General features: G+C 72.3%; 17 protein-coding genes. 8 read left to right on the top strand and 9 right to left on the bottom strand.

Features of this window, described 5'->3' with window-relative positions; all coding sequences use genetic code 11:
- Window positions 1-158: 158 nt before the first annotated feature.
- The 5 genes from ACZ5K7_RS41270 to ACZ5K7_RS41250 all read right to left on the bottom strand — a co-directional run bounded on the left by ACZ5K7_RS41270 (window position 159) and on the right by ACZ5K7_RS41250 (window position 6638).
- A complete protein-coding gene (locus ACZ5K7_RS41270) occupies window positions 159-3272 on the bottom strand; it encodes an efflux RND transporter permease subunit (RefSeq protein WP_468922366.1) in 3114 nt (1037 codons plus the stop codon).
- A gap of 197 nt (window positions 3273-3469) precedes the next feature.
- Window positions 3470-4153, bottom strand: coding sequence for a response regulator transcription factor (locus ACZ5K7_RS41265; RefSeq protein ID WP_351712804.1), 684 nt, complete (start codon window positions 4151-4153; stop codon window positions 3470-3472).
- Window positions 4150-5394, bottom strand: coding sequence for a sensor histidine kinase (locus ACZ5K7_RS41260; RefSeq protein ID WP_468922363.1), 1245 nt, complete (start codon window positions 5392-5394; stop codon window positions 4150-4152). Before ACZ5K7_RS41260 ends, ACZ5K7_RS41265 begins: the two co-directional genes overlap by 4 nt.
- 145 nt (window positions 5395-5539) lie before the next feature.
- Window positions 5540-5818: a PspA-associated protein PspAA gene (gene pspAA, locus ACZ5K7_RS41255; protein WP_351712818.1), complete on the bottom strand. Its 279-nt coding sequence runs from the start codon at window positions 5816-5818 to the stop codon at window positions 5540-5542.
- A 28-nt stretch (window positions 5819-5846) separates the two neighbouring features.
- Window positions 5847-6638 carry a PspA/IM30 family protein gene (locus ACZ5K7_RS41250; RefSeq protein WP_351712800.1) on the bottom strand — a complete coding sequence of 264 codons (792 nt, stop codon included), beginning with the start codon at window positions 6636-6638 and terminating at the stop codon, window positions 5847-5849.
- A 428-nt stretch (window positions 6639-7066) separates the two neighbouring features.
- On the opposite strand from ACZ5K7_RS41250, the gene ACZ5K7_RS41245 reads away from it, so the two are divergent.
- From ACZ5K7_RS41245 to ACZ5K7_RS41235, 3 genes are all read left to right on the top strand, one after another.
- A complete protein-coding gene (locus ACZ5K7_RS41245; protein WP_351712798.1) occupies window positions 7067-7663 on the top strand; it encodes a DUF3043 domain-containing protein in 597 nt (198 codons plus the stop codon).
- A gap of 83 nt (window positions 7664-7746) precedes the next feature.
- On the top strand, window positions 7747-8448 hold the full coding sequence (locus tag ACZ5K7_RS41240) for a class I SAM-dependent methyltransferase (protein WP_351712796.1): 702 nt from the start codon (window positions 7747-7749) through the stop codon (window positions 8446-8448).
- Window positions 8449-8519: 71 nt separating this feature from the next.
- A complete protein-coding gene (locus tag ACZ5K7_RS41235; protein WP_468922358.1) occupies window positions 8520-9599 on the top strand; it encodes a S1C family serine protease in 1080 nt (359 codons plus the stop codon).
- Between the two features lie 42 nt (window positions 9600-9641).
- On the opposite strand, the gene ACZ5K7_RS41230 is transcribed toward ACZ5K7_RS41235, so the two are convergent.
- Window positions 9642-9854 carry a hypothetical protein gene (locus ACZ5K7_RS41230; RefSeq protein ID WP_351712792.1) on the bottom strand — a complete coding sequence of 71 codons (213 nt, stop codon included), beginning with the start codon at window positions 9852-9854 and terminating at the stop codon, window positions 9642-9644.
- Between the two features lie 112 nt (window positions 9855-9966).
- On the opposite strand from ACZ5K7_RS41230, the gene ACZ5K7_RS41225 reads away from it, so the two are divergent.
- On the top strand, window positions 9967-11172 hold the full coding sequence (locus ACZ5K7_RS41225; protein WP_468922354.1) for a bifunctional adenosylcobinamide kinase/adenosylcobinamide-phosphate guanylyltransferase: 1206 nt from the start codon (window positions 9967-9969) through the stop codon (window positions 11170-11172).
- Window positions 11173-11202: 30 nt separating this feature from the next.
- Here ACZ5K7_RS41225 and ACZ5K7_RS41220 read toward each other — a convergent pair whose 3' ends face one another.
- On the bottom strand, window positions 11203-12177 hold the full coding sequence (locus tag ACZ5K7_RS41220) for a class I SAM-dependent methyltransferase (protein WP_468922351.1): 975 nt from the start codon (window positions 12175-12177) through the stop codon (window positions 11203-11205).
- Window positions 12178-12318: 141 nt separating this feature from the next.
- On the opposite strand from ACZ5K7_RS41220, the gene cobT reads away from it, so the two are divergent.
- From cobT to ACZ5K7_RS41205, 3 genes are all read left to right on the top strand, one after another.
- Window positions 12319-13398 carry a nicotinate-nucleotide--dimethylbenzimidazole phosphoribosyltransferase gene (gene cobT / locus ACZ5K7_RS41215; RefSeq protein WP_351712786.1) on the top strand — a complete coding sequence of 360 codons (1080 nt, stop codon included), beginning with the start codon at window positions 12319-12321 and terminating at the stop codon, window positions 13396-13398.
- Window positions 13399-13818: 420 nt separating this feature from the next.
- Window positions 13819-15615 (top strand): phosphatidylglycerol lysyltransferase domain-containing protein, encoded by a 1797-nt coding sequence (locus ACZ5K7_RS41210; protein ID WP_468922348.1) that lies wholly within the window; start codon window positions 13819-13821, stop codon window positions 15613-15615.
- A gap of 10 nt (window positions 15616-15625) precedes the next feature.
- Window positions 15626-16351 (top strand): hypothetical protein, encoded by a 726-nt coding sequence (locus ACZ5K7_RS41205; RefSeq protein ID WP_468922345.1) that lies wholly within the window; start codon window positions 15626-15628, stop codon window positions 16349-16351.
- Here the strand turns inward: ACZ5K7_RS41205 and ACZ5K7_RS41200 are convergent.
- Window positions 16288-17055, bottom strand: coding sequence for a hypothetical protein (locus ACZ5K7_RS41200; RefSeq protein ID WP_468922342.1), 768 nt, complete (start codon window positions 17053-17055; stop codon window positions 16288-16290). The genes ACZ5K7_RS41205 and ACZ5K7_RS41200 overlap by 64 nt on opposite strands.
- Window positions 17056-17115: 60 nt before the next feature.
- Here ACZ5K7_RS41200 and ACZ5K7_RS41195 point away from each other — a divergent pair, with 60 nt between their 5' ends.
- Window positions 17116-17910 carry an adenosylcobinamide-GDP ribazoletransferase gene (locus ACZ5K7_RS41195; protein ID WP_468922340.1) on the top strand — a complete coding sequence of 265 codons (795 nt, stop codon included), beginning with the start codon at window positions 17116-17118 and terminating at the stop codon, window positions 17908-17910.
- 25 nt (window positions 17911-17935) lie between these two features.
- Here the strand turns inward: ACZ5K7_RS41195 and ACZ5K7_RS41190 are convergent, their stop codons facing one another.
- Window positions 17936-18712 carry an endo alpha-1,4 polygalactosaminidase gene (locus ACZ5K7_RS41190; protein WP_468922442.1) on the bottom strand — a complete coding sequence of 259 codons (777 nt, stop codon included), beginning with the start codon at window positions 18710-18712 and terminating at the stop codon, window positions 17936-17938.
- Window positions 18713-18781: the final 69 nt, after the last annotated feature.

Raw genomic sequence — 18781 nt, 5'->3', positions numbered from 1 at the left:
CGACAGCATACGGAACCGGTAACACGCCGACGGCCGGTTCCCGGTGGGTCGCCGGGAACCGGCCGTCGTTCACAGGACCGTCCCGCGGTCACGGGGCTGTCCGGACGGCCGTGGGACCGTCACACGGCCGTGGGGCCGTCCGGACGGCCGTGGGACCGTCACACGGCCGCGGGCTCCGGTTCCTCGGCGGGCCGCGCCGGTTCCGCGGGCCCCTGCCCCTTCTTCGCCGCGCGCTTGCGCGCCCGGCGCTCCTTGCGGAGTTCGAGCATCGCGTACAGCGTCGGCACCAGCAGCAGGGTGAGCAGCGTGGAGGTGATCAGACCGCCGATCACGACCACCGCCAGCGGCTGGGCGATGAAGCCACCCTCGCCGGTGACGCCGAGCGCCATCGGAAGGAGGGCGAAGATGGTCGCCAGGGCGGTCATCAGGATCGGGCGGAGCCGGTGCCGGCCGCCCTCGATCACCGCTTCGACCACGCCGTGACCCTGGCGCCGGTACTGGTTGATGAGGTCGATCAGCACGATCGCGTTGGTCACCACGATGCCGATCAGCATCAGCATGCCGATCATCGCGGGGACACCCATCGGGGTGCCGGTGACGATCAGCAGGCCGATCGCGCCGGTCGCCGCGAACGGGATGGAGACCAGCAGGATCAGCGGCTGCACGAGCGACCGGAAGGTCCCGACCAGCACCATGAAGACGATCGCGATCGCCGCGAGCATCGCCAGGCCCAGGTTCCTGAACGCGCTGTCCTGGTCCGAGGTGACCCCGCCGATCGAGGCCGTCGCGCCCGCCGGGAGCTTCAACGCCTTGATCTTGGACTGGAGTTGACTGCTGACCGCGCCGGTGTTGTCGCCGGTCGGCTTCGCCGTGATGGTCGCGGCGCGCTGGCCGTCGATCCGGGTCATCGACACCGGCCCGTCCACCAGCTTCACGGTGGCGATGTCGCCCAGCTTCACCGGGCCCAGCTTGAGGGCGCGCAGCTGTGCGAGGGTCTCGGCCGGCTTCGCCGACTTCACGACGACGTCCCGCTCGGTGTCGTCGAGGACCGCCTTCGCGGCCGTGGTGCCCTTGACCGCCTGGGTGACGGCGGCGCCCAGCGTCTGGTCGTCGAACCCGGCCGCGGCGGCCTTGGCGTTGGCCTTCACCGAGATGCGCGGCACGCTCTGGGAGAGGTCGCTGGTGACGTCGGTGACGTCGTCCAGCCGGGCGACGGCGGCCCGCACCTGCTCCGAGGCCGTGCGCAGCACCTTCCCGTCGGCCGCCTTCACGACGACGCTCAGGTCCTGGCTGCCGAAGCCGTCACCGGCGGACACCGTGGTCGTACCGATGCCCGGCAGCTTGTGCAGGCCGTCCTCGATGGCCGTCTGCACCTTGTCGTACGACTTCGCGTCGTCCAGCATCACCGAGTACGAGGCCTGGTTGGTGTCCGTGCCGCCGCCGAAGGCCGCCATGAAGCCGGACGAGCCGACCGTGACCTGGTAGTCCTTCACCCCGTCGACGGAGGCGAGCAGCTTCTCGACCTTCTTCGCCTGCGCGTCGGTCGCCGCCAGGCTGGTGCCCGGCTTCAGCTCCTGCTTGACGGTGAGGACCTCCTGGTCGCCCTGGTCGAAGAAGTTGGTCTTCAGCAGCCCGGCCATGCCGAACGTGACGACCAGGACCACGATCGCGATCAGCACGCTGGTGAGGCGGCGCCGGGTCGCGAAGCGCAGGACGGGCACGTAGGCGCGCTGGAGCCTGCTGTCGGCCTCCTTCGCCTCGGCCTTGCGGCGGGCCTCCGCGGCGTCCTCGGGGGTGCCCTTCGGGGCGCGCAGGAACCAGTACGACAGCACCGGTACGACCGTCAGCGAGACCAGCAGGGAGGCCAGCAGCGCGGCCGTCACGGTGATGCTGAACGAGCCGAACAGGGCGCCCACCATGCCGCCGACCAGACCGATCGGCAGGAAGACGGCGACCGTGGTGAGGGTGGAGGAGGTGACCGCGCCGGCCACCTCGCGGACCGCGCCGAGGATGGCGGCCTGGCGCTCCTCGCCGTAGCCGAGGTGGCGCTTGATGTTCTCCAGGACCACGATCGAGTCGTCGACGACCCGGCCGATGGCGATGGTGAGCGCGCCGAGCGTGAGCATGTTGAGGGAGAGACCGCGGGTCCACAGCACGATCAGCGCGAGGACCACCGACAGCGGGATGGAGACCGCCGTCACCAGGGTGGAGCGGACCGAGGCCAGGAAGACCAGGATGATCAGGACCGCGAAGACCAGGCCGAGGGCGCCCTCGGTGGTCAGGCCCTTGATGGACTTGGAGACCGCCGGGCCCTGGTCGCTGACGACCGTGAGGGTGGCGTCGGAGCCGAGGTCCTGACGCAGCTTCGGCAGCTTGTCCTTGACCGCGTTCGAGATGGAGACCGCGCTGCCGTCGTGGTCCATGGTGACGTTCACGGCGAGGCTGGGGCGGCCGTCGGTGCGGGTGATCGAGTCGGCCGGAGCCTCCTGCTCCTTGACCGAGGCCACATCACCGAGGCGCACGGGCTGCTTGACGCCCTGCCCGGTGACCATCAGGTCCTTGATCTGCGCCAGCGAGGTGAGTCCGCCGCCGACCTGGACGGTGCGGTTGGCGCCGTCCTCGTCGAAGGAGCCCGCCGGGACGGTCGCGCCGGCCGCCTGGAGCGTCTGGGCGAGGGCGGCGGAGGTGAGACCCGCGCGCGCCAGCTTCGCGTCCGAGGGGGTGACGGTGACCTGGAGGTCCCGCACGCCGGTGACCTGGATGCGGCCGACGCCGTCGATGTCCTTCAGGTCCGGGACGACCGTCTTGTCGAGCTGGTCGGCGAGGGCCTGCTGGTCCTGGCCGGAGGAGACGGCGAGGACCACGGTCGGGATGTCGTCCGTGGAGCCGGAGATGACCTGCGGGTCGACGGAGTCCGGGAGCTGGGCCCGGTTGACGGCCAGCTGGACGTCGGCCACCAGCTGCTTGGTGTCGCTGCCGTAGTCGAAGGACGCCATGATCACGGCGTTGCCCTCGCTCGCGGTGGAGGTGACGCCGGTGATCCCGTCGACGCCTTCGAGGTTGTTCTCGACGGGCTCGATGACCTGCTTCTCGACGACGTCGGGGGCCGCTCCCTGGTAGGGGGCGATGACCGACACCACGGGCAGGGAGATGGTGGGCAGCAGCTGCTGCTTGATCTGGGGGATGGCGATCGCCCCGAAGGCGAGCGCGATCAATGACATGAGGCCTATCAGGGCCCGCTGCGCGAGGCTGAATCGGGACAGCCAGGACATGGGTCAGGGTCTCTTTTCGGTGAGCTGCTGTGAGCTGAGCTGCTGTGAGCGGCGGATGAGCTGCGGATGTACGGCACAGGAGGCACCTGTGAGCGCCCACCCCACCACCCTGGCCCATGCGCGGCCCTGCTCCCGTAGGCCCTGGGTGCCGTCCTTTATTCGGCTCCTACTCCCGCCGCAGTACGTCCGGGTGGAGGTCAGTCCATCCTCGGACGGACCAGCCCCGACTCGTAGGCGATCACCACGAGCTGGGCCCGGTCCCGGGCGCCCAGCTTGGCCATGGCCCGGTTGACGTGCGTCTTCACGGTCAGCGGGCTGACCTCCAGGCGCTCGGCGATCTCGTCGTTGGAGTGCCCGCCGGCGACCTGGACCAGCACCTCGCGCTCGCGTGAGGTGAGGGCGTCGAGCCGCTCGGCGCGGGCCGGGTCGCGGCCGTCGGCGCCGCCGTCGCCCTGGGCGAGGAAGCGGGCGATCAGCCCCTTGGTGGCGGTCGGGGAGAGCAGCGCCTCGCCGCCGGCGGCGACCCGGATGGCGCTCAGCAGCTCCTCGGGTTCGCTGCCCTTGCCGAGGAAGCCGGAGGCACCGGCGCGCAGCGCCTGCACGACGTAGTCGTCGACCTCGAAGGTGGTCAGTATGACCACCCGGACCCGGTCGAGGGACGGGTCCTCGCTGATCAGCCGGGTGGCGGCCAGGCCGTCCGTGCCCGGCATCCGGATGTCCATCAGGACGACGTCGGCCCGGGTCTCCCCGGCCAGCCGCACCGCCTCGGCGCCGTCGGAGGCCTCGCCGACCACCTCCATGTCGGGCTCGGAGTCGACGAGTACGCGGAACGCGCTGCGCAGCAGGGCCTGGTCGTCGGCGAGCAGGACACGGATCGTCATACGGAATCCCCCAGGGCGGCCGTTCGGTGGTTCGTACGGTCGTCGGTGTCGGTCTTGACCGGCAGGATCGCATGGACGCGGAAGCCGCCGCCGTAGCGGGGGCCGGTGGTGAGGGTGCCGCGCAGGGCGGTGACGCGCTCGCGCATGCCGAGCAGGCCGTGGCCGCCGCCCTCCTCGGGGGAGGTGTCCTCGCCGGAGCCGTTGTCGAGGACGGTGACCTCGATGCGCGGTCCGACGCGTACGACGCTGACCTCGGCCTTGGCCTCGGGTCCCGCGTGCTTCTGCACGTTGGTCAGGGCCTCCTGGATGATCCGGTAGGCGGCCAGGTCCACGGCGGCGGGCAGGGTGGTGCCCTGGTCGGCGCGGGCCACCTCGACCTGGAGGCCCGCGTTGCGGAAGGTGTCGGCGAGCTCTTCGAGGCGGTGCAGGCCGGGGGCGGGTTCGGTGGGGGCCTCGGGATCGCCGGACTGGCGGAGCAGGCCGACGGTGGCGCGCAGTTCGTTGAGCGCGGAGCGACTGGCCTCGCGGACGTGGGCGAGGGCCTCCTTGGCCTGGTCGGGCCGCTTGTCCATGACGTGCGCGGCGACGCCCGCCTGCACGTTGACCAGGGCGATGTGGTGGGCGACGACGTCGTGCAGGTCACGGGCGATGCGCAGGCGCTCCTCGGCGACCCGGCGGCGGGCCTCCTCCTCGCGGGTCCGCTCGGCGCGCTCGGCGCGCTCCCGGATGGCCTGGACGACGGCCCGCCGGCTGCGCACCGCGTCCCCGGCGGTGGCGCCGATGCCGGTCCAGGCGAAGATCGCGAGGTTCTCCTGGGCGTACCACGGGAGGGGGCCCGCGGCCATCGCGGTGGTGGTCAGCACGGTCATCGTGAGCAGGCCGGCCCGCAGGGTGGTGCGGCGGTCGGTGGTGGCGGCGACGGTGAAGAGGGCGACGACGGCCGCCATCGCGACGGGGGCCCGGGGGTCGCCGGTGACGCACTCGACGACGGAGGCCGCGCCGGTGACGGCCAGGACCGTCTTCGGGGCGTGCCGGCGGAAGACCAGGGCGACGGCGGCGAGCGTCATCAGGACCAGGCTGAGGGGGTCCGGGGCGCGGATGCCCCAGGCGACGCCGTGCGCGCCGTGCGGGACGGCGAAAGAGCTGACGACCATGCACACGAGGGCGCCCGCGGCGATGACCGCGTCCACGGCGAGTGGATGGGCGCCGACTCTGCAGCGGGCTCTCTCGAAGGGGCTCACGGTCTGAACAGTACGGCTGGTTCGTGCGGGCCGGAACCGTCGGTTCGGCCCGCCGCGGGCACCGCCCCTGGGGGCTGCGCCCCCAGACCCCGCTTCGGCCTGAACGGCCTCGTCCTCAAACACCGGACGGGCTGATGGTGTGCACTCAGCCCGGGATCAGGCCGTCGTCCCTCAGGAGGTCCCGGACCTCCTCCAGGGTGGCGTCCGGGGAGGGGAGGATCAGGTCCGAGGGTTCCAGGGCGTCGTCCGGGAGGGGAGTGCCCAGTTCTCGGACCTTGTCCAGGAGGGCGGTCAGGGTGCGACGGAAGGCCGCCTCGTCGCCGGCCTCCGTCTCCGCCAGGAGTTCGTCGTCCAGCTTGTTCAGTTCGGTGAGGTGGCTGTCGGCCAGCCTCACCTGGCCCTCCCCCATGATCCTTACGACCATGTCGGCCATGTCGCCCTCCAGGCGTCGGCTACTGCTTGTCGAAGCGCGGGGTGTCCTGCGGCTGCTGCGACTGCTGGCCCTGGCCGGTGCCGCCCTCGATCGCCTGCTGGGGCGAACCTCCGGCGAGCTCGGCCTTCATGCGCTGCAGCTCCAGCTCCACATCCGTACCACCGGAGAGCCGGTCCAGCTCGGCGGCGATGTCGTCCTTGGCCATGCCGGTCGGGTCGTCGAGGGCGCCGGAGGCGAGCAGTTCGTCGATGGCGCCGGCGCGGGCCTGGAGCTGCTGCGTCTTGTCCTCGGCGCGCTGGATGGCGAGGCCGACGTCGCCCATCTCCTCGGAGATGCCGGAGAAGGCCTCGCCGATGCGGGTCTGGGCCTGGGCGGCGGTGTAGGTGGCCTTGATGGTCTCCTTCTTCGTACGGAAGGCGTCCACCTTGGCCTGGAGGCGCTGGGCCGCGAGGGTCAGCTTCTCCTCCTCGCCCTGGAGGGTGGCGTGCTGGGTCTCCAGGTCGGTCACCTGCTGCTGGAGTGCGGCGCGGCGGGACAGCGCCTCGCGGGCGAGGTCCTCACGGCCGAGCGCGAGCGCCTTGCGGCCCTGGTCCTCCAGCTTGGTGGACTGCTGCTGGAGCTGGTTCAGCTGGAGTTCGAGCCGCTTGCGGGAGGTGGCGACGTCGGCCACCCCGCGGCGCACCTTCTGGAGCAGCTCGAGCTGCTTCTGGTACGAGTAGTCGAGGGTCTCGCGCGGGTCCTCGGCCCTGTCCAGGGCCTTGTTCGCCTTCGCGCGGAAGATCATCCCCATACGCTTCATGACACCGCTCATGGGCTTCGCGCGCCCCCTTCTGACGGACTCCGGCTCACAGATCCTGCGACAGAACCCACAGTACGGGCCCTGCCTCCATTACCGCACTGTTCGGGGACCGATGCGCTCATCCCCAAGGACGACTGCGGCCGCATCCGCTCCGGCACAGGTAGTAGGTGGCCCCCCAGGGTCTCCCGGGGCGACACCCCGGTGAACCCGCACGCAACCGCCGTACAACCCTCGTACAACGCCGGATCGACTCCGGATCAACGCCGTACGAACCGAGCGAACCGTCTGCAACGTCCCCTCTGTCCCCTATGGAGACGAGTGGCGTTGCGGGATCGTTCCCCGCCGGACTCGGGCCCACACCCGCCCGTCGCCCACCACCACCCTTATTTTGAGGGGCCTGCGGCCCCGCACCTTTTGATTACCCCGTACCCTTGGGTTTTGTGTTCCGTAGCCGTGCCAAGGAAGAGAAGGCCCCCGCCGACAAGGCGGCGGTGACCGACTCCAAGCAGACCCGTGACCCGCAGGCGCCCAAGGGCAGGCCCACGCCCAAGCGCAGTGAGGCCCAGACCCAGCGCCGCAGCGTGGCCGCCACGCCGACCAACCGCAAGGACGCCGCCAAGCGTCAGCGCGACGACCGGCGTGCCGCCATGGAGCGGCAGCGCCAGGCGCTGGCCACCGGCGACGAGCGGTATCTGCCGGCCCGTGACAAGGGCCCGGTCCGCAAGTTCGCCCGCGACTGGGTCGACTCGCGTTTCAACGTGGCGGAGTTCTTCCTGCCGCTGGCCGTGATCATCCTGGTGATGAGCGTGGTCAACAACGCGGCGATCAAGAACATCGCGCTGCTGCTGTGGCTGGTCGTGATCGTGCTGATCGTGCTCGACGCGGTGGTGAGCGGCCTCCGGATGCGCAAGCGCCTCGCCGAGCGCTTCCCCGACCAGAACAAGAAGGGCGCCGTCGCCTACGGGCTGATGCGCTCCCTCCAGATGCGCCGGCTCCGGCTGCCCAAGCCGCAGGTCAAGCGCGGAGAGCGGCCCTGAGCACAGAGCCTTTCTCCGGGGGCGCGGCGAAGGCCTGGCTGACCAGGCTGGGCGGTCTGCGTGACGTGGTACGGCAGGAGCTGGTGACCCGGCAGCTCGACGAGCAGATAGCCGGGCGGTTCCCGGTCGGGCAGCGGCTGCGGGTGCTCGACGTGGGGATGGGCCAGGGCACGCAGGCGCTGCGGCTGGCCCGGGCCGGGCACCAGGTGACCGGCATCGAGCGGGAACCGACGATGATCGCGGCCGCGCGGGAGGCCCTGGCCGGTGAGCCCGAGGGCATCCGCGAGCGGGTGCGGATCGTCGAGGGGGACGGCCGGGACACCGGCGTCCACTTCCTGCCGGGCAGCTTCGACGTGGTGCTCTGCCACGGGGTGCTGATGTACGTCGAGGAGCCGGACGCGCTGCTGGCCGGACTGGCCCGGATGCTGGCCCCGGGCGGACTGCTGTCGCTGCTGGTGCGCAACGCCGACGCGCTGGCCATGCGGCCGGGACTGAGCGGGGACTGGACGGGCGCGATGGACGCCTTCGACACCGTCTCCTACCGCAACCGGCTGGGCCTTGAGGTGCGGGCCGACCGGCTGACCACCCTCACCGCCGCGCTCGCCGGCATCGGTGCGCCGCTGCACTCCTGGTACGGCGTACGGGTGTTCACGGACACGGCCGCGGACGGCGCCGAACCGCCCGCCGGCCTGGAGACGCTGCTGGCGGCGGAGGAGCGGGCCGGACGGACGGATCCGTACCGGGCGGTCGCGGCGCTGCTGCACCTGTGCGGGGTCCGCGGCTGAACCCGTCGCGTGCTGCTCGTTCGGGTCAGCAGCACGAGCCGGACCGGCACCCCGCCACGAGACTCGGGAGCATGGACGCTTCCCGTACCCGTCGGATCCTCCGGACGGCCGCCGTACTCGGCTCCTGCTGTCTCGCCCTCGTCGCCGGCTGCTCCGCCTTCGGCGACGACACGGCCGAGGACGGCTCGACCACCCGGGCCGCCCAGATGGCGGCCGTTCCCGTGGCGGCGGCCGATCTGCAGAACCAGTACCAGAAGGTGATCAAGGAGGTCCTGCCGTCGGTCGTGCAGATCCAGGCCAGCAGCGATCTGGGCTCCGGCGTGGTCTACGACGGCAGCGGACACATCGTCACCAACGCGCACGTCGTCCAGGGCGAGAAGAAGTTCAAGGTGACGACCGCCAACAACGAGGAACCGCTCACCGCGACGCTCGTCTACTCCTACCCCGAGCAGGACCTGGCGGTCATCAGGCTCGACAAGGTCCCCGGCGGGCTGAAGGCGGCCACCTTCGGGGACACCGGGAAGGTCGAGGTCGGGCAGATCACGCTCGCCATGGGCTCGCCGCTCGGGCTGTCGTCCAGCGTCACCGAGGGCATCGTGTCGGCGACCGGACGGACCGTCAGCGAGAACCAGGAGGGCGGCGGCACCGGCGCCACCATCCCGAACATGGTGCAGACCTCGGCCGCCATCAACCCCGGCAACAGCGGCGGCGCCCTGGTCAACCTGGACGGCGAGGTCATCGGCATCCCGACGCTCGCCGCGAACGACCCCGACCTGGGCAACGCCGCGGCGCCGGGGATCGGGTTCGCGATCCCGGGGTCGATGGTGAAGACGGTCGCCGACCAGATCATCAAGCAGGGCAAGGTCGTCGACTCGGGGCGGGCCGCGCTCGGCATCAGCGGGCGGACCGTGGTCGACGTGAACTACCAGCCGGCCGGGGTGGCCGTGGTGACCGTGAAGCCGGGGGACGCGGCCGACAACGCGGGCATCCGGCCCGGGGACATCATCATCCGAGTGGGTGACGACGACGTCACCACCATCACCTCACTGGCCGAGTCGCTCGCCACGGACCGGCCGGGGCAGAAGACGAAGGTGACGTACAGCCGGAACGACGTCGAGCGGACGGTGGATGTGACGCTGGGCGAGCAGTGACGGCGGGGCGGCCCTCGGTGGGCCGCCCCTGACCGGCACCGCTCAGGACTCGTTCGCGTGCAGGCTCATCGGGCCGTAGATCTCGGTGGCGTCCTCGAAGAGCCGCACCTGGTCGGCGCCGCCGGCCAGCAGCTCCTTCCACTGCTCGCCGATCCAGGACTCGGCGTCGCCCTGGGTGGTGAACTCCTCGGGCTCCACCGCGGGCTGGACCTCCGTCCCGTCGGCCTTCTCGAACCGCCACGTCCATGCCGCCATGTAGGCCTCCTTTGATCCAACTGGTGCATCGTATGTGGTCAGTGCAGGGCGCAGGACCCCTTCGGGACTACCACTGAGGGCAGGACTCATCGCGTCGGGTGAAAATCAGGGCGTGGAAGTGACTTTGCTCGGTACCGGTGCTCCCGCGGGTCTGCCCCGCCCGGACTGTCCCTGCGCGGCCTGTGCCTGCGCCGTCGGGGCGGACGTCCGGGCCGCCACGGCGGCGCTCGTCGACGGAACGCTGCTGCTCGATCTGACGCCGGGCGCGGCGTTCGCGGCGGCACGCGCCGGGCGGTCGCTCACCGGCGTACGGCAGGTGCTGCTGTCGCATCCGCACGACGGGCCCGCCGTCGAGGTGCCGGCCGGGCTGCCGCAGCCGGGGCGGGTGCCGGACGGCCGGGAGCTGGCGCTGCTGACCGGGCACCGGGTGCGGGCGCTGGCGATGGACGCGGGCGGCACCGGATACGCGGTGACCGGCCCCGACGGGCAGCGGCTGCTGTACCTGCCGCCGGGCGGCGCGCCGGCCGGGCTGGAGAACGGGAGCGGGAGCGCGGAGTCGTACGACATGGCGCTCCTGGATGTCGTGGGCCGCCCGGACGCGCTGGCGCGCCTGCGGGCGGTGGGGGCGGTGGGCCCGGCCACCGACGTCATCGCCGTCCATCTCGACCACGACGTGCCGCCCGGCCCGGAGTTGCGGCGGCGGCTGGCGGCGGCCGGGGCGCGGGCGGTGCCGGACGGTACGACGCTGACGGTGGGGGTGTACGAGGACGTGCCCGACGTGCCGCGCCGGACGCTGGTGCTGGGCGGGGCGCGGTCCGGGAAGTCCGTGGAGGCCGAGCGGCGGCTGGAGTCCTTCCCCGACGTGCTGTACGTCGCCACGGGCGGGACGCGCGGCGGGGACACCGAGTGGGCGGAGCGGGTCGCCGTGCACCGGGAGCGGCGGCCGGGGTCGTGGCGTACGACAGAGACGTGCGACCTGGTGCCGTTGCTGACGCAGGACGGGCCGCCGTTGCTGGTGGACTGTCTGTCGCTGTGGCTGACGGACGCGATGGACTCCGTCGGGGCGTGGGACGACACGGAGTGGGCGTCGGGCGGGGAGAAGGCGCTGCGGGAGCGGGTGCGGGAGCTGGCGGAGGCGGTGCGGGCGACCCGGCGGACGGTGGTCGCCGTCTCCAACGAGGTGGGGTCGGGGATCGTCCCGGCCACGGCGTCGGGACGCCGGTACCGGGACGAACTGGGCAGGTTGAACGCGGCGTTCGCGGACGAGTGCGAGCAGCTGGTGCTGGTGGTGGCCGGGCAGGCGGTGGTGCTGCGGTAGTGGAGGGTGCGGGGGGGTGGAGTGCGGGGGTCAGCGCCCCTTTCTCGCGATGATCCGGTACCCGTTGGAGAACGGCGTGCGGCACAGCAAGGGGGCCAACGCGTGGTCGACGGCCGCCGCCACGGCCACCAGCGGGGCCGTGGCGCGTACCGCTCGCCTCGGCAGCACCCGGCCCAGCACCAGCGTGAGCGCCGCCGAGATGTCGTACGGGATGTGGGGCGATTTCCGGTCGGCTTTCAGGATCTCGCAGCCCAGGGATTCCAGCTCGGCCCGCAGGTTGGCCGGCGGCAGCAGATGCAGATGGCGGGGCTGGCCGTACGGGATCCACCACTTGCCGAGGAGCGCGCCGAAGGCGCTGCGCGGGTTGGCGATGTCGATCAGGAGGTGCCCGCCGGGGCGCAGCGCCGCGAGCGCGGCGCGGAGTTCGGCGCGCGGGTCGGGGGCGTGTTCCAGGTGCCGGAACATGCTGACGACGTCGTAGCGGGCGCGCAGCCGGACCAGCATGTGCGGGGCGGTCAGGTGGCCGCAGTGGGCCTCCTCGACGTGCTCCTCGGCCTGGGCCCACGTCACCCGCAGGGTCGAGTCCAGGCCGTCGAACGACGTGTACGGGAAGAGTTCCTTCGCCGTGCGCGGGAAGTGGGCGCGGCCGGTGCCGACGTCCAGCCAGCTCTCCGGCTCCGTCAGCGCCTGCATCGCGCGGGCGGCGGCGCGGTGCCGGCGGCGGCCGCCGGGGGTCGCGAGCAGGCGGTCGGTGTAGTCCTCCAGACGGCCCTCGTAGTAGTCCCGGTGGTAGAGCGTGAAGCCCTCCGCGGTCAGCCGGGGGTTCTGGAAGGCGTGGGCGCAGTCGCGGCACTCGTCGACGGCGAACGTCCCGGGCCGGTGATGGAGGAGGTCGGGCGTGCGCAGCCGGGTGCGCAGGCGTCTGGAACCGCACCAAGGGCAGTCCTCGCGGCGCGGCTCGTGGAACCGGTCGGTGCCCGGGAGGAGTTCGGGTGTGGGCGGCATGGGCGGCTCCCTGTGCTCCCTGTACGCAATCCACTGCAAAACGGAACGTATGGGATACCGATCTTGCCTGCCAAGACGCCGTGCGGGTGTGGTGGCGATCTGGCACCGAACCGTTAGTTCGGTGCCGGTACTGTTCGGCGAATGAGCTCGCTTAATCTCGACGACTTCACCGATCTGATCGAGCGCCCCGACGGCGGAGTGCGCCGTGACGCAGAGGCGCGCCGGGAGCGGCTGATCGTGCCGCCCGGGTCGCTGGGCCGCCTCGACGACCTGGGTGAGTGGCTGGCCGCCGCACAGGGTTCCGTGCCGGTACGGCCGGTCGAACGGCCACGGGTCCTGCTCTTCGCCGGTGACCACGGCGTCGCCGAACTCGGCGTGTCCGCGCGGCCCGCGGGAAGTGCCGGGCTGCTGGTGCGGGCGATCCTGGAGGGGGCCAGCCCGGTGGCGGTGCTGGCCCGGCGGCTCGGGGTGCCCCTGCGGATCGTCGACATGGCGCTGGACTGCGACCCGGACACGCTGCCCGCGGAGGTCGTACGGCACCGGGTGCGGCGGGGCAGCGGCCGTATCGACATCGAGGACGCGCTGACCCTGGAGGAGGCGGAGGCGGCCTTCCGGGCGGGGACGGCGCTGGCCGACGGGGAGGCCGACTCCGGGACCGATCTGGTGGTGCTCGGCGATGTGAGCGTCGGGGGGACCACGGCGGCCTGCGTACTCGTCGCGGCGCTGTGCGGGACCGACGCGTCCGTGGTGACCGGGCGGGGCGGGCTCGCCATCGACGACCTCGCGTGGATGCGCAAGTGTGCGGCGATCCGGGACGCGTTGCGGCGGGCGCGGCCGGTGCTCGGGGACCAGTTGCAGTTGCTGGCGACCGTCGGCGGGGCCGACCTCGCGGCGATGACCGGGTTCCTGTTGCAGGCGGCGGTACGGAAGCTGCCGGTGGTGCTGGACGGGGTGGTGGCCGCCGCGTGTGCGCTGGTCGCGCAGCGGATCGCGTTCCGGGCACCGGACTGGTGGCTGGCCGGCCACGACAGCGGGGAGCCGGGCCAGGCCAAGGCGCTGGACCGGATGGCCCTGGAGCCGCTGCTGGAACAGGGTCTGACGGTCGGTGAGGGAGCGGGAGCGTTGCTCGCCCTGCCACTGGTCCAGTCCGCGGCAGCCCTGGCGGCGGAACTCCCGGAGAAGCCGGAGGATCCGGAGCCGGACGAGAAGCCGCAGGAGTAGAAACCGACGAGCCGAGGCCGCACGGGCACCGCCGAACCACACCGTCTCGGCCGAGCACCGTCGCGGCGGGAAAGAAAGACCGGCGGAGCAGACGTCCCGGGGGGACGAAAGGACCGGCGGGCACGACGGGCCGGGGGGCGGAAGAGACCGGTGGGCGAGAGGGGCCGGGGGGACGGAGAGACCGGCGGGCACGACGGGCCGGGGGGCGGAAGAGACCGGTGGGCGAGAGGGGCCGGGGGGACGGAGAGACCGGCGGGCACCACGGGCTGGGGGGCGGAAAAGACCGGCGGGCACCACGGGCCGGGGGACGGAAGAGACCGGCGGGCACGACGGGGCGGGGGACGGAAGAGGTCGGCGGGGGGCGGTGCGGTCTGGGTGGGTGACGGTGTTCGTTGCGGGGCGCCCATATGATCCATCTCCATGGGAGATGTCCGAATTGCCGTTGAGCGGTGTGGTGGACGTGCGGTGGGGCGGCGGGCCGGCGGGGTTTCCCGGCGGGGCGCCGCCTTTGCCGTGTGGTACTTGCGAGCCGTCGCCTTCGTCAACTTCCTCAGCGCGGTGTGGGTGTCGTTGGGTCAGGACGTGCGGCGGCACAACCAGGAGGACTTCTTCACGCCGTACCTGCTGACCGCCGGCTTCGCCTCCGGCGTGTTCACCGCGTTCCTCGCGATCACGATGCGGCGCCGCAAGCGGGCCGCCTGGATCCTCAACCTCGTCCTGAGCGGCCTGTTCCTCGCGCTGTTCGCGTTCGCCATGGCGTTCCCGGAGATCCGGCGGTACCCGCAGAACTGGCTCTCCATCGCGCTGACCGCCGCCTTCGTGGGCGCACTGCTCGCCGGCCGCCGGGAGTTCTACGCCAAGGGCGACCGGTCGAATCCCCGGCTCGCCGCGACCGTGGCCGTCGGCGGCGGCCTGCTCGCCTCGCTGCTCGCCGCCCTCCTCGTGACCGTCACCAACCAGGCCCCGCACGCCGCCCGTTCGACGTTCGCGGAGCGCTGGCACTACGGCACCCTGCGCCTGGTCTCGGTCGCCGCCGACCCCTCCCGGTTCCCGTACATCGCACCGCCCAACTGGGTGAACGTCTCCGTCAACGTGCTGAGCACGCTCCTCGTCCTCACCGTCCTGTACGCCGCCTTCCGCTCCCGCCGCGCCGTCGACCCGATCACCGAGGACGACGAGAAACGGCTGCGGGCGCTGCTGGAGCGGCACGGCGACCGGGACTCGCTCGGGTACTTCGCGCTGCGCCGGGAGAAGAGCGTGGTGTGGTCGCCGACCGGGAAGGCGGCGGTGGCCTACCGGGTGGTCGGCGGGGTGTCGCTCGCCTCCGGGGATCCGATCGGGGATCCGGAGGCCTGGCCGGGGGCGATCGTGCCGTGGCTGGCCGAGGCGCGGGCGCACGGGTGGATCCCGGCGGTGATGGGGGCGAGCGAGGAGGCCGGGACCGTGTACGCGCGGCACGGGCTCGACGCGCTGGAGCTGGGTGACGAGGCGATCGTCGAGGTCGCCGAGTTCACGCTGGAGGGGCGGGCCATGCGGACCGTCCGGCAGGCTCACAACCGGGTGGGGCGGGCGGGCTACTCGGTGCGGATCCGCCGGCACGAGGACATCCCCGCGGACGAGATGTCGTACCTCCTGCGGCGCGCCGACGACTGGCGGGACGGCGCCACCGAGCGCGGGTTCAGCATGGCGCTGGGGCGGCTCGGGGACGGGCGGGACGGGCGGTGCGTGATGCTGGAGTGCACCGACGGGGAGGGCCGGCTGCGGGCGCTGCTGTCGTTCGTGCCGTGGGGTCCCGGCGGGCTCTCCCTCGACCTGATGCGGCGGGACCGGGACTGCGACAACGGGCTGATGGAGTTCATGGTCATCGAGTTGCTGCGGCGCGCCGGGGAGATCCGGATCACGCAGGTCTCGCTGAACTTCGCGATGTTCCGGTCGGTCTTCGAGCGTGGCGCGCGGCTCGGCGCGGGGCCGGTGCTGCGGTTGTGGAGGTCCTTGCTGAGCTTCTTCTCCCGGTGGTGGCAGATCGAGTCCCTGTACCGGGCCAACGCCAAGTACCGGCCCATCTGGGAACCCCGGTTCCTGCTCTTCGAGAAGAGCGCGGACCTGCCGCGCATCGGCCTCTCGTCGGCTCGTGCGGAGGGGTTCCTGGAGACGCCGGTGCTGCCGAGATGGCTGCGCCGACGGCACCTGGACACGGACCGGGACTCCCGCCGGTGAGGACCACCGCATGAAGTCGCTCGCCCGCCGGGCCCGCGCCGAGTGGGGTCCGCTGTACACCACCGTGCGCGGCGCGCTGGCGAAGCGGCGGCTGCGGGCGGTGCCGATGGCGGTCGCGGCGGTGTGTCTGACGGCGCTGCTGCAGTTCGTCCAGAACCAGTCGTGGGGCTACCGGTTCGTGCAGGACATCGGGGGCGTGCGCGCCGCGGACCCGCTCTGGCTGGCCCTGCTGCGCACTCCCCTGTCGCTGTTCGTCCCGGCGCTGGACCTGCCGGTGTGGGGCGCGCTGGCGCAGATCCTGGTCGTGTTCGGCATCGCCGAGGTGTGCCTGGGCTGGTGGCGGACGCTGACCGTCGCGTACGTCGCGACCCTCGCCGGCACGCTGTACGCCCGCGTCGGCATCGCGCTGGGTCCGCACAGCCCCCTGGGCCTGCCCGCCTCGGACGCCTGGGTGGTCGACACCGGCCCCTCGGCCGCCGTCGTCGGGCTCGCGGTCGTCCTGGGATGGCGGTACGGCGCGTACGTCACCGCGGGTGCGGTGGCGGCCGCGATGGTGGTCGAGGTGGCGCTCAAGGACAACCTCGCCGGCAAGGAGCACCTGGCGGCGATCGCCGGCGTGGTGGCGCTGTACGCGGCGGTGGCGGCGGGACGGCGGCTGCGGCGGCGGTGGCGTCAGCGGCGGCCGGGCAGCCGGGCCGGTTCGGGGCGGTCGGGCTTGCCGCCGATCCAGTCCTGAAGGGTCCTGCTGAGCCGGGCCCAGCGGAGGTCGTGGTGGTAGGCGCGCAGCCCGGCCCTGGCCCGGGCGCGCGGGCGGTTGCCGTAGAAGCGGCGGGCCCAGGCCGAGCCGGGACGGGCCAGGCGGACCGCGCCGACCAGACCGACGAACGGGACGACCACCCCGAAGATCGCGAGACGGGCCTTGCCCTTGCTCAGGGCGACGAGCGAGAAGAGGAAGTTCGCCACGGTGTTCGCGATGACGGCGCCCCGGTCCTGGAGTTCGTCGGCCGAGATGTCGTTGACGCCGAACGGCGAGAACCCGGCGAGCAGCAGCCCGACCATCGCGGCGGTGATGACGACGACCTCGACGCTCTGGCGGCCCTCCTCGGTCCAGTAGACGTCGTCGAGGTGCAGGATCAGGGCGAACTCGTCGAGCACGAGCCCCGCGCCGATACCGAAGACGATCGCGGCGAGGGCCGCGCCGAAGCCCTGCCGGCCGCCGGCGACCGCGCCGAAACCGCCGATGACGACGAGGACGACCCCGGGGACCACATGGTGGATGTGCAGGCCGCCGGCCTTCACGTTGCCGAACGGGCCCTTCCCGGCGCGGATCAGCCGGGTGACGACCCGTGTGATCACGAAGGTCAGGACGAAGGCGGTCAGGGCGAGCAGCATGGGGAGTTTGCCCGGCTCGATGACGTTCCGCTCCAGCCAATGTCCCATGTGCGCACTTTATCCCCGGCCCTGGCGGGGACCCTCCTGACCACCGGGTAACCTGCGCCGGTGGCTGCGACCTCTGCGACTCCCTGGCGTGACGGCCTGCGCTTCGCCTTCGGCACGCTCACCGTCTTCCCCGTGAAGGTGACCCGCTGGGACCGCGAGGCCGCCCGGGGCGGCATGCTGCTCGCGCCGCTGGCCGGCCTCGCCGTCGGGCTCTGCGCGGGCGCGGTCGGCGCGCTGCTGGTCCTGGCCGGGGCGAGTGCGTTGGTGGCCGCGGTCGCCGCGGTCGCGGTACCGGCCGTGCTCACCCGGGGGCTGCATCTGGACGGGCTCGCCGACACCGCCGACGGGCTGGGCAGCGGCAAGCCCGCCGAGGAAGCCCTGCGGATCATGAAGCAGTCGGACATCGGGCCGTTCGGCGTGATCACGCTCGTCCTCGTGCTGCTCGGCCAGGTGGCCGCGCTGGCCCAGGCCTACGGCGGCTCGTGGCAGCACGGGATGCTGGCCGCGGTCGTCGCCGCCACGGTGGCCCGGCTGGCGATGAGCCTGGCCGCGGTGGAGGGGGTGCCCGCGGCCCGGCCGGAGGGGCTGGGGGCGGCGGTGGCCGGGGTGGTGCCGAAGGTGGGGGCGTCGGTGGTCACGGTCGCGGTGATGGTGGTGGCGGCGGGGGCCGGAGCGCTGGTGGGGTCGGCCGACAGTCTGCGGGCGCTGCTCGCGGTGGTGGTGGCGGAGGCGGCGACGGATGTGCTGCTGCGGCTGTGCCGGCGGCGGTTCGGTGGGGTTACGGGGGATGTGTTCGGGGCGCTCGCCGAGACGGCGGCGACCACGGCGCTTCTGGTGTTTTCTTTGGGGGGCTGAAGGTCGAGTCACGTCTGAGGCGTCCTCAACAGGTTCTGCGCCACACCCCCAGCTCGTACTTCTTCTCCAGTGAGCTCAGTTTCAGCTTGCGCGACTGGGCGCAGAACTTCGCCGTCGGCAGTTCGTACTCCACGTGGAAGACGGCCTTGTCCGCCTTGATGAACGGCTTCAGGTCGTCGCACTCGCCGTACTGGGCGCACTGCTCGTTGACCGCGAAGTCGAAGTCGGCGACCAGCTGCGGGATCTGGTCCAGGTCGTTCTTCAGGCCCACCGACATGCCCCGGTCGTGGGCCAGCCGGGCGATGAGCCGGTTGTAGCGGAGCTGGTCGGCCGCCTTGAGGGGGAAACCCGTGCGGTTCTTGTAGCCGTCCATGTTGTCGGGCTCCACCGCGTCGAAGCCCTTGTCCTTGCACATGTCGAAGCGGGCCGCCATCAACGGCTCCAGGACGTCCGTACGGCGGATGTCCAGCCAGCGCTCGCCCTTCCAGCCGTTGCCACGCCCCAGCACCGACCCGGGGAACTTCTTCGCGTCGGGGCGCCAGTCCTCGAAGGCGCCGGTGGAGAGGTAGCAGATGACCTTGCGGCCCTTGCCGTGCAGGGTGCCGACCGTCGCCCTGGACTGGTCGAAGCCGTCAATGTCGTACACCGACGCCCGCACGGACGTGTCCACACGGCCGCTCAGTTGCCACTGCCAGGTGGCCCCTGGGCTCGGCTGCCACCGCCCGGCGTCGTCCGGGGCCGGGGCCCCGGTGCAGCCGGCGAGCAGGGCCAGCGGGACGAGCAGGGGTGCGGTGGTGCGGATTTTCACCGGGCGGGCTCCAGGGTGTGCGACAGGGACCCCGTCGATGATCTCCCACCCCGGGTACCGCCC

It is taken from the genome of Streptomyces sp. NPDC031497, from assembly GCF_055580905.1.
This window is presented reverse-complemented; position numbering and strand designations above follow the sequence as displayed.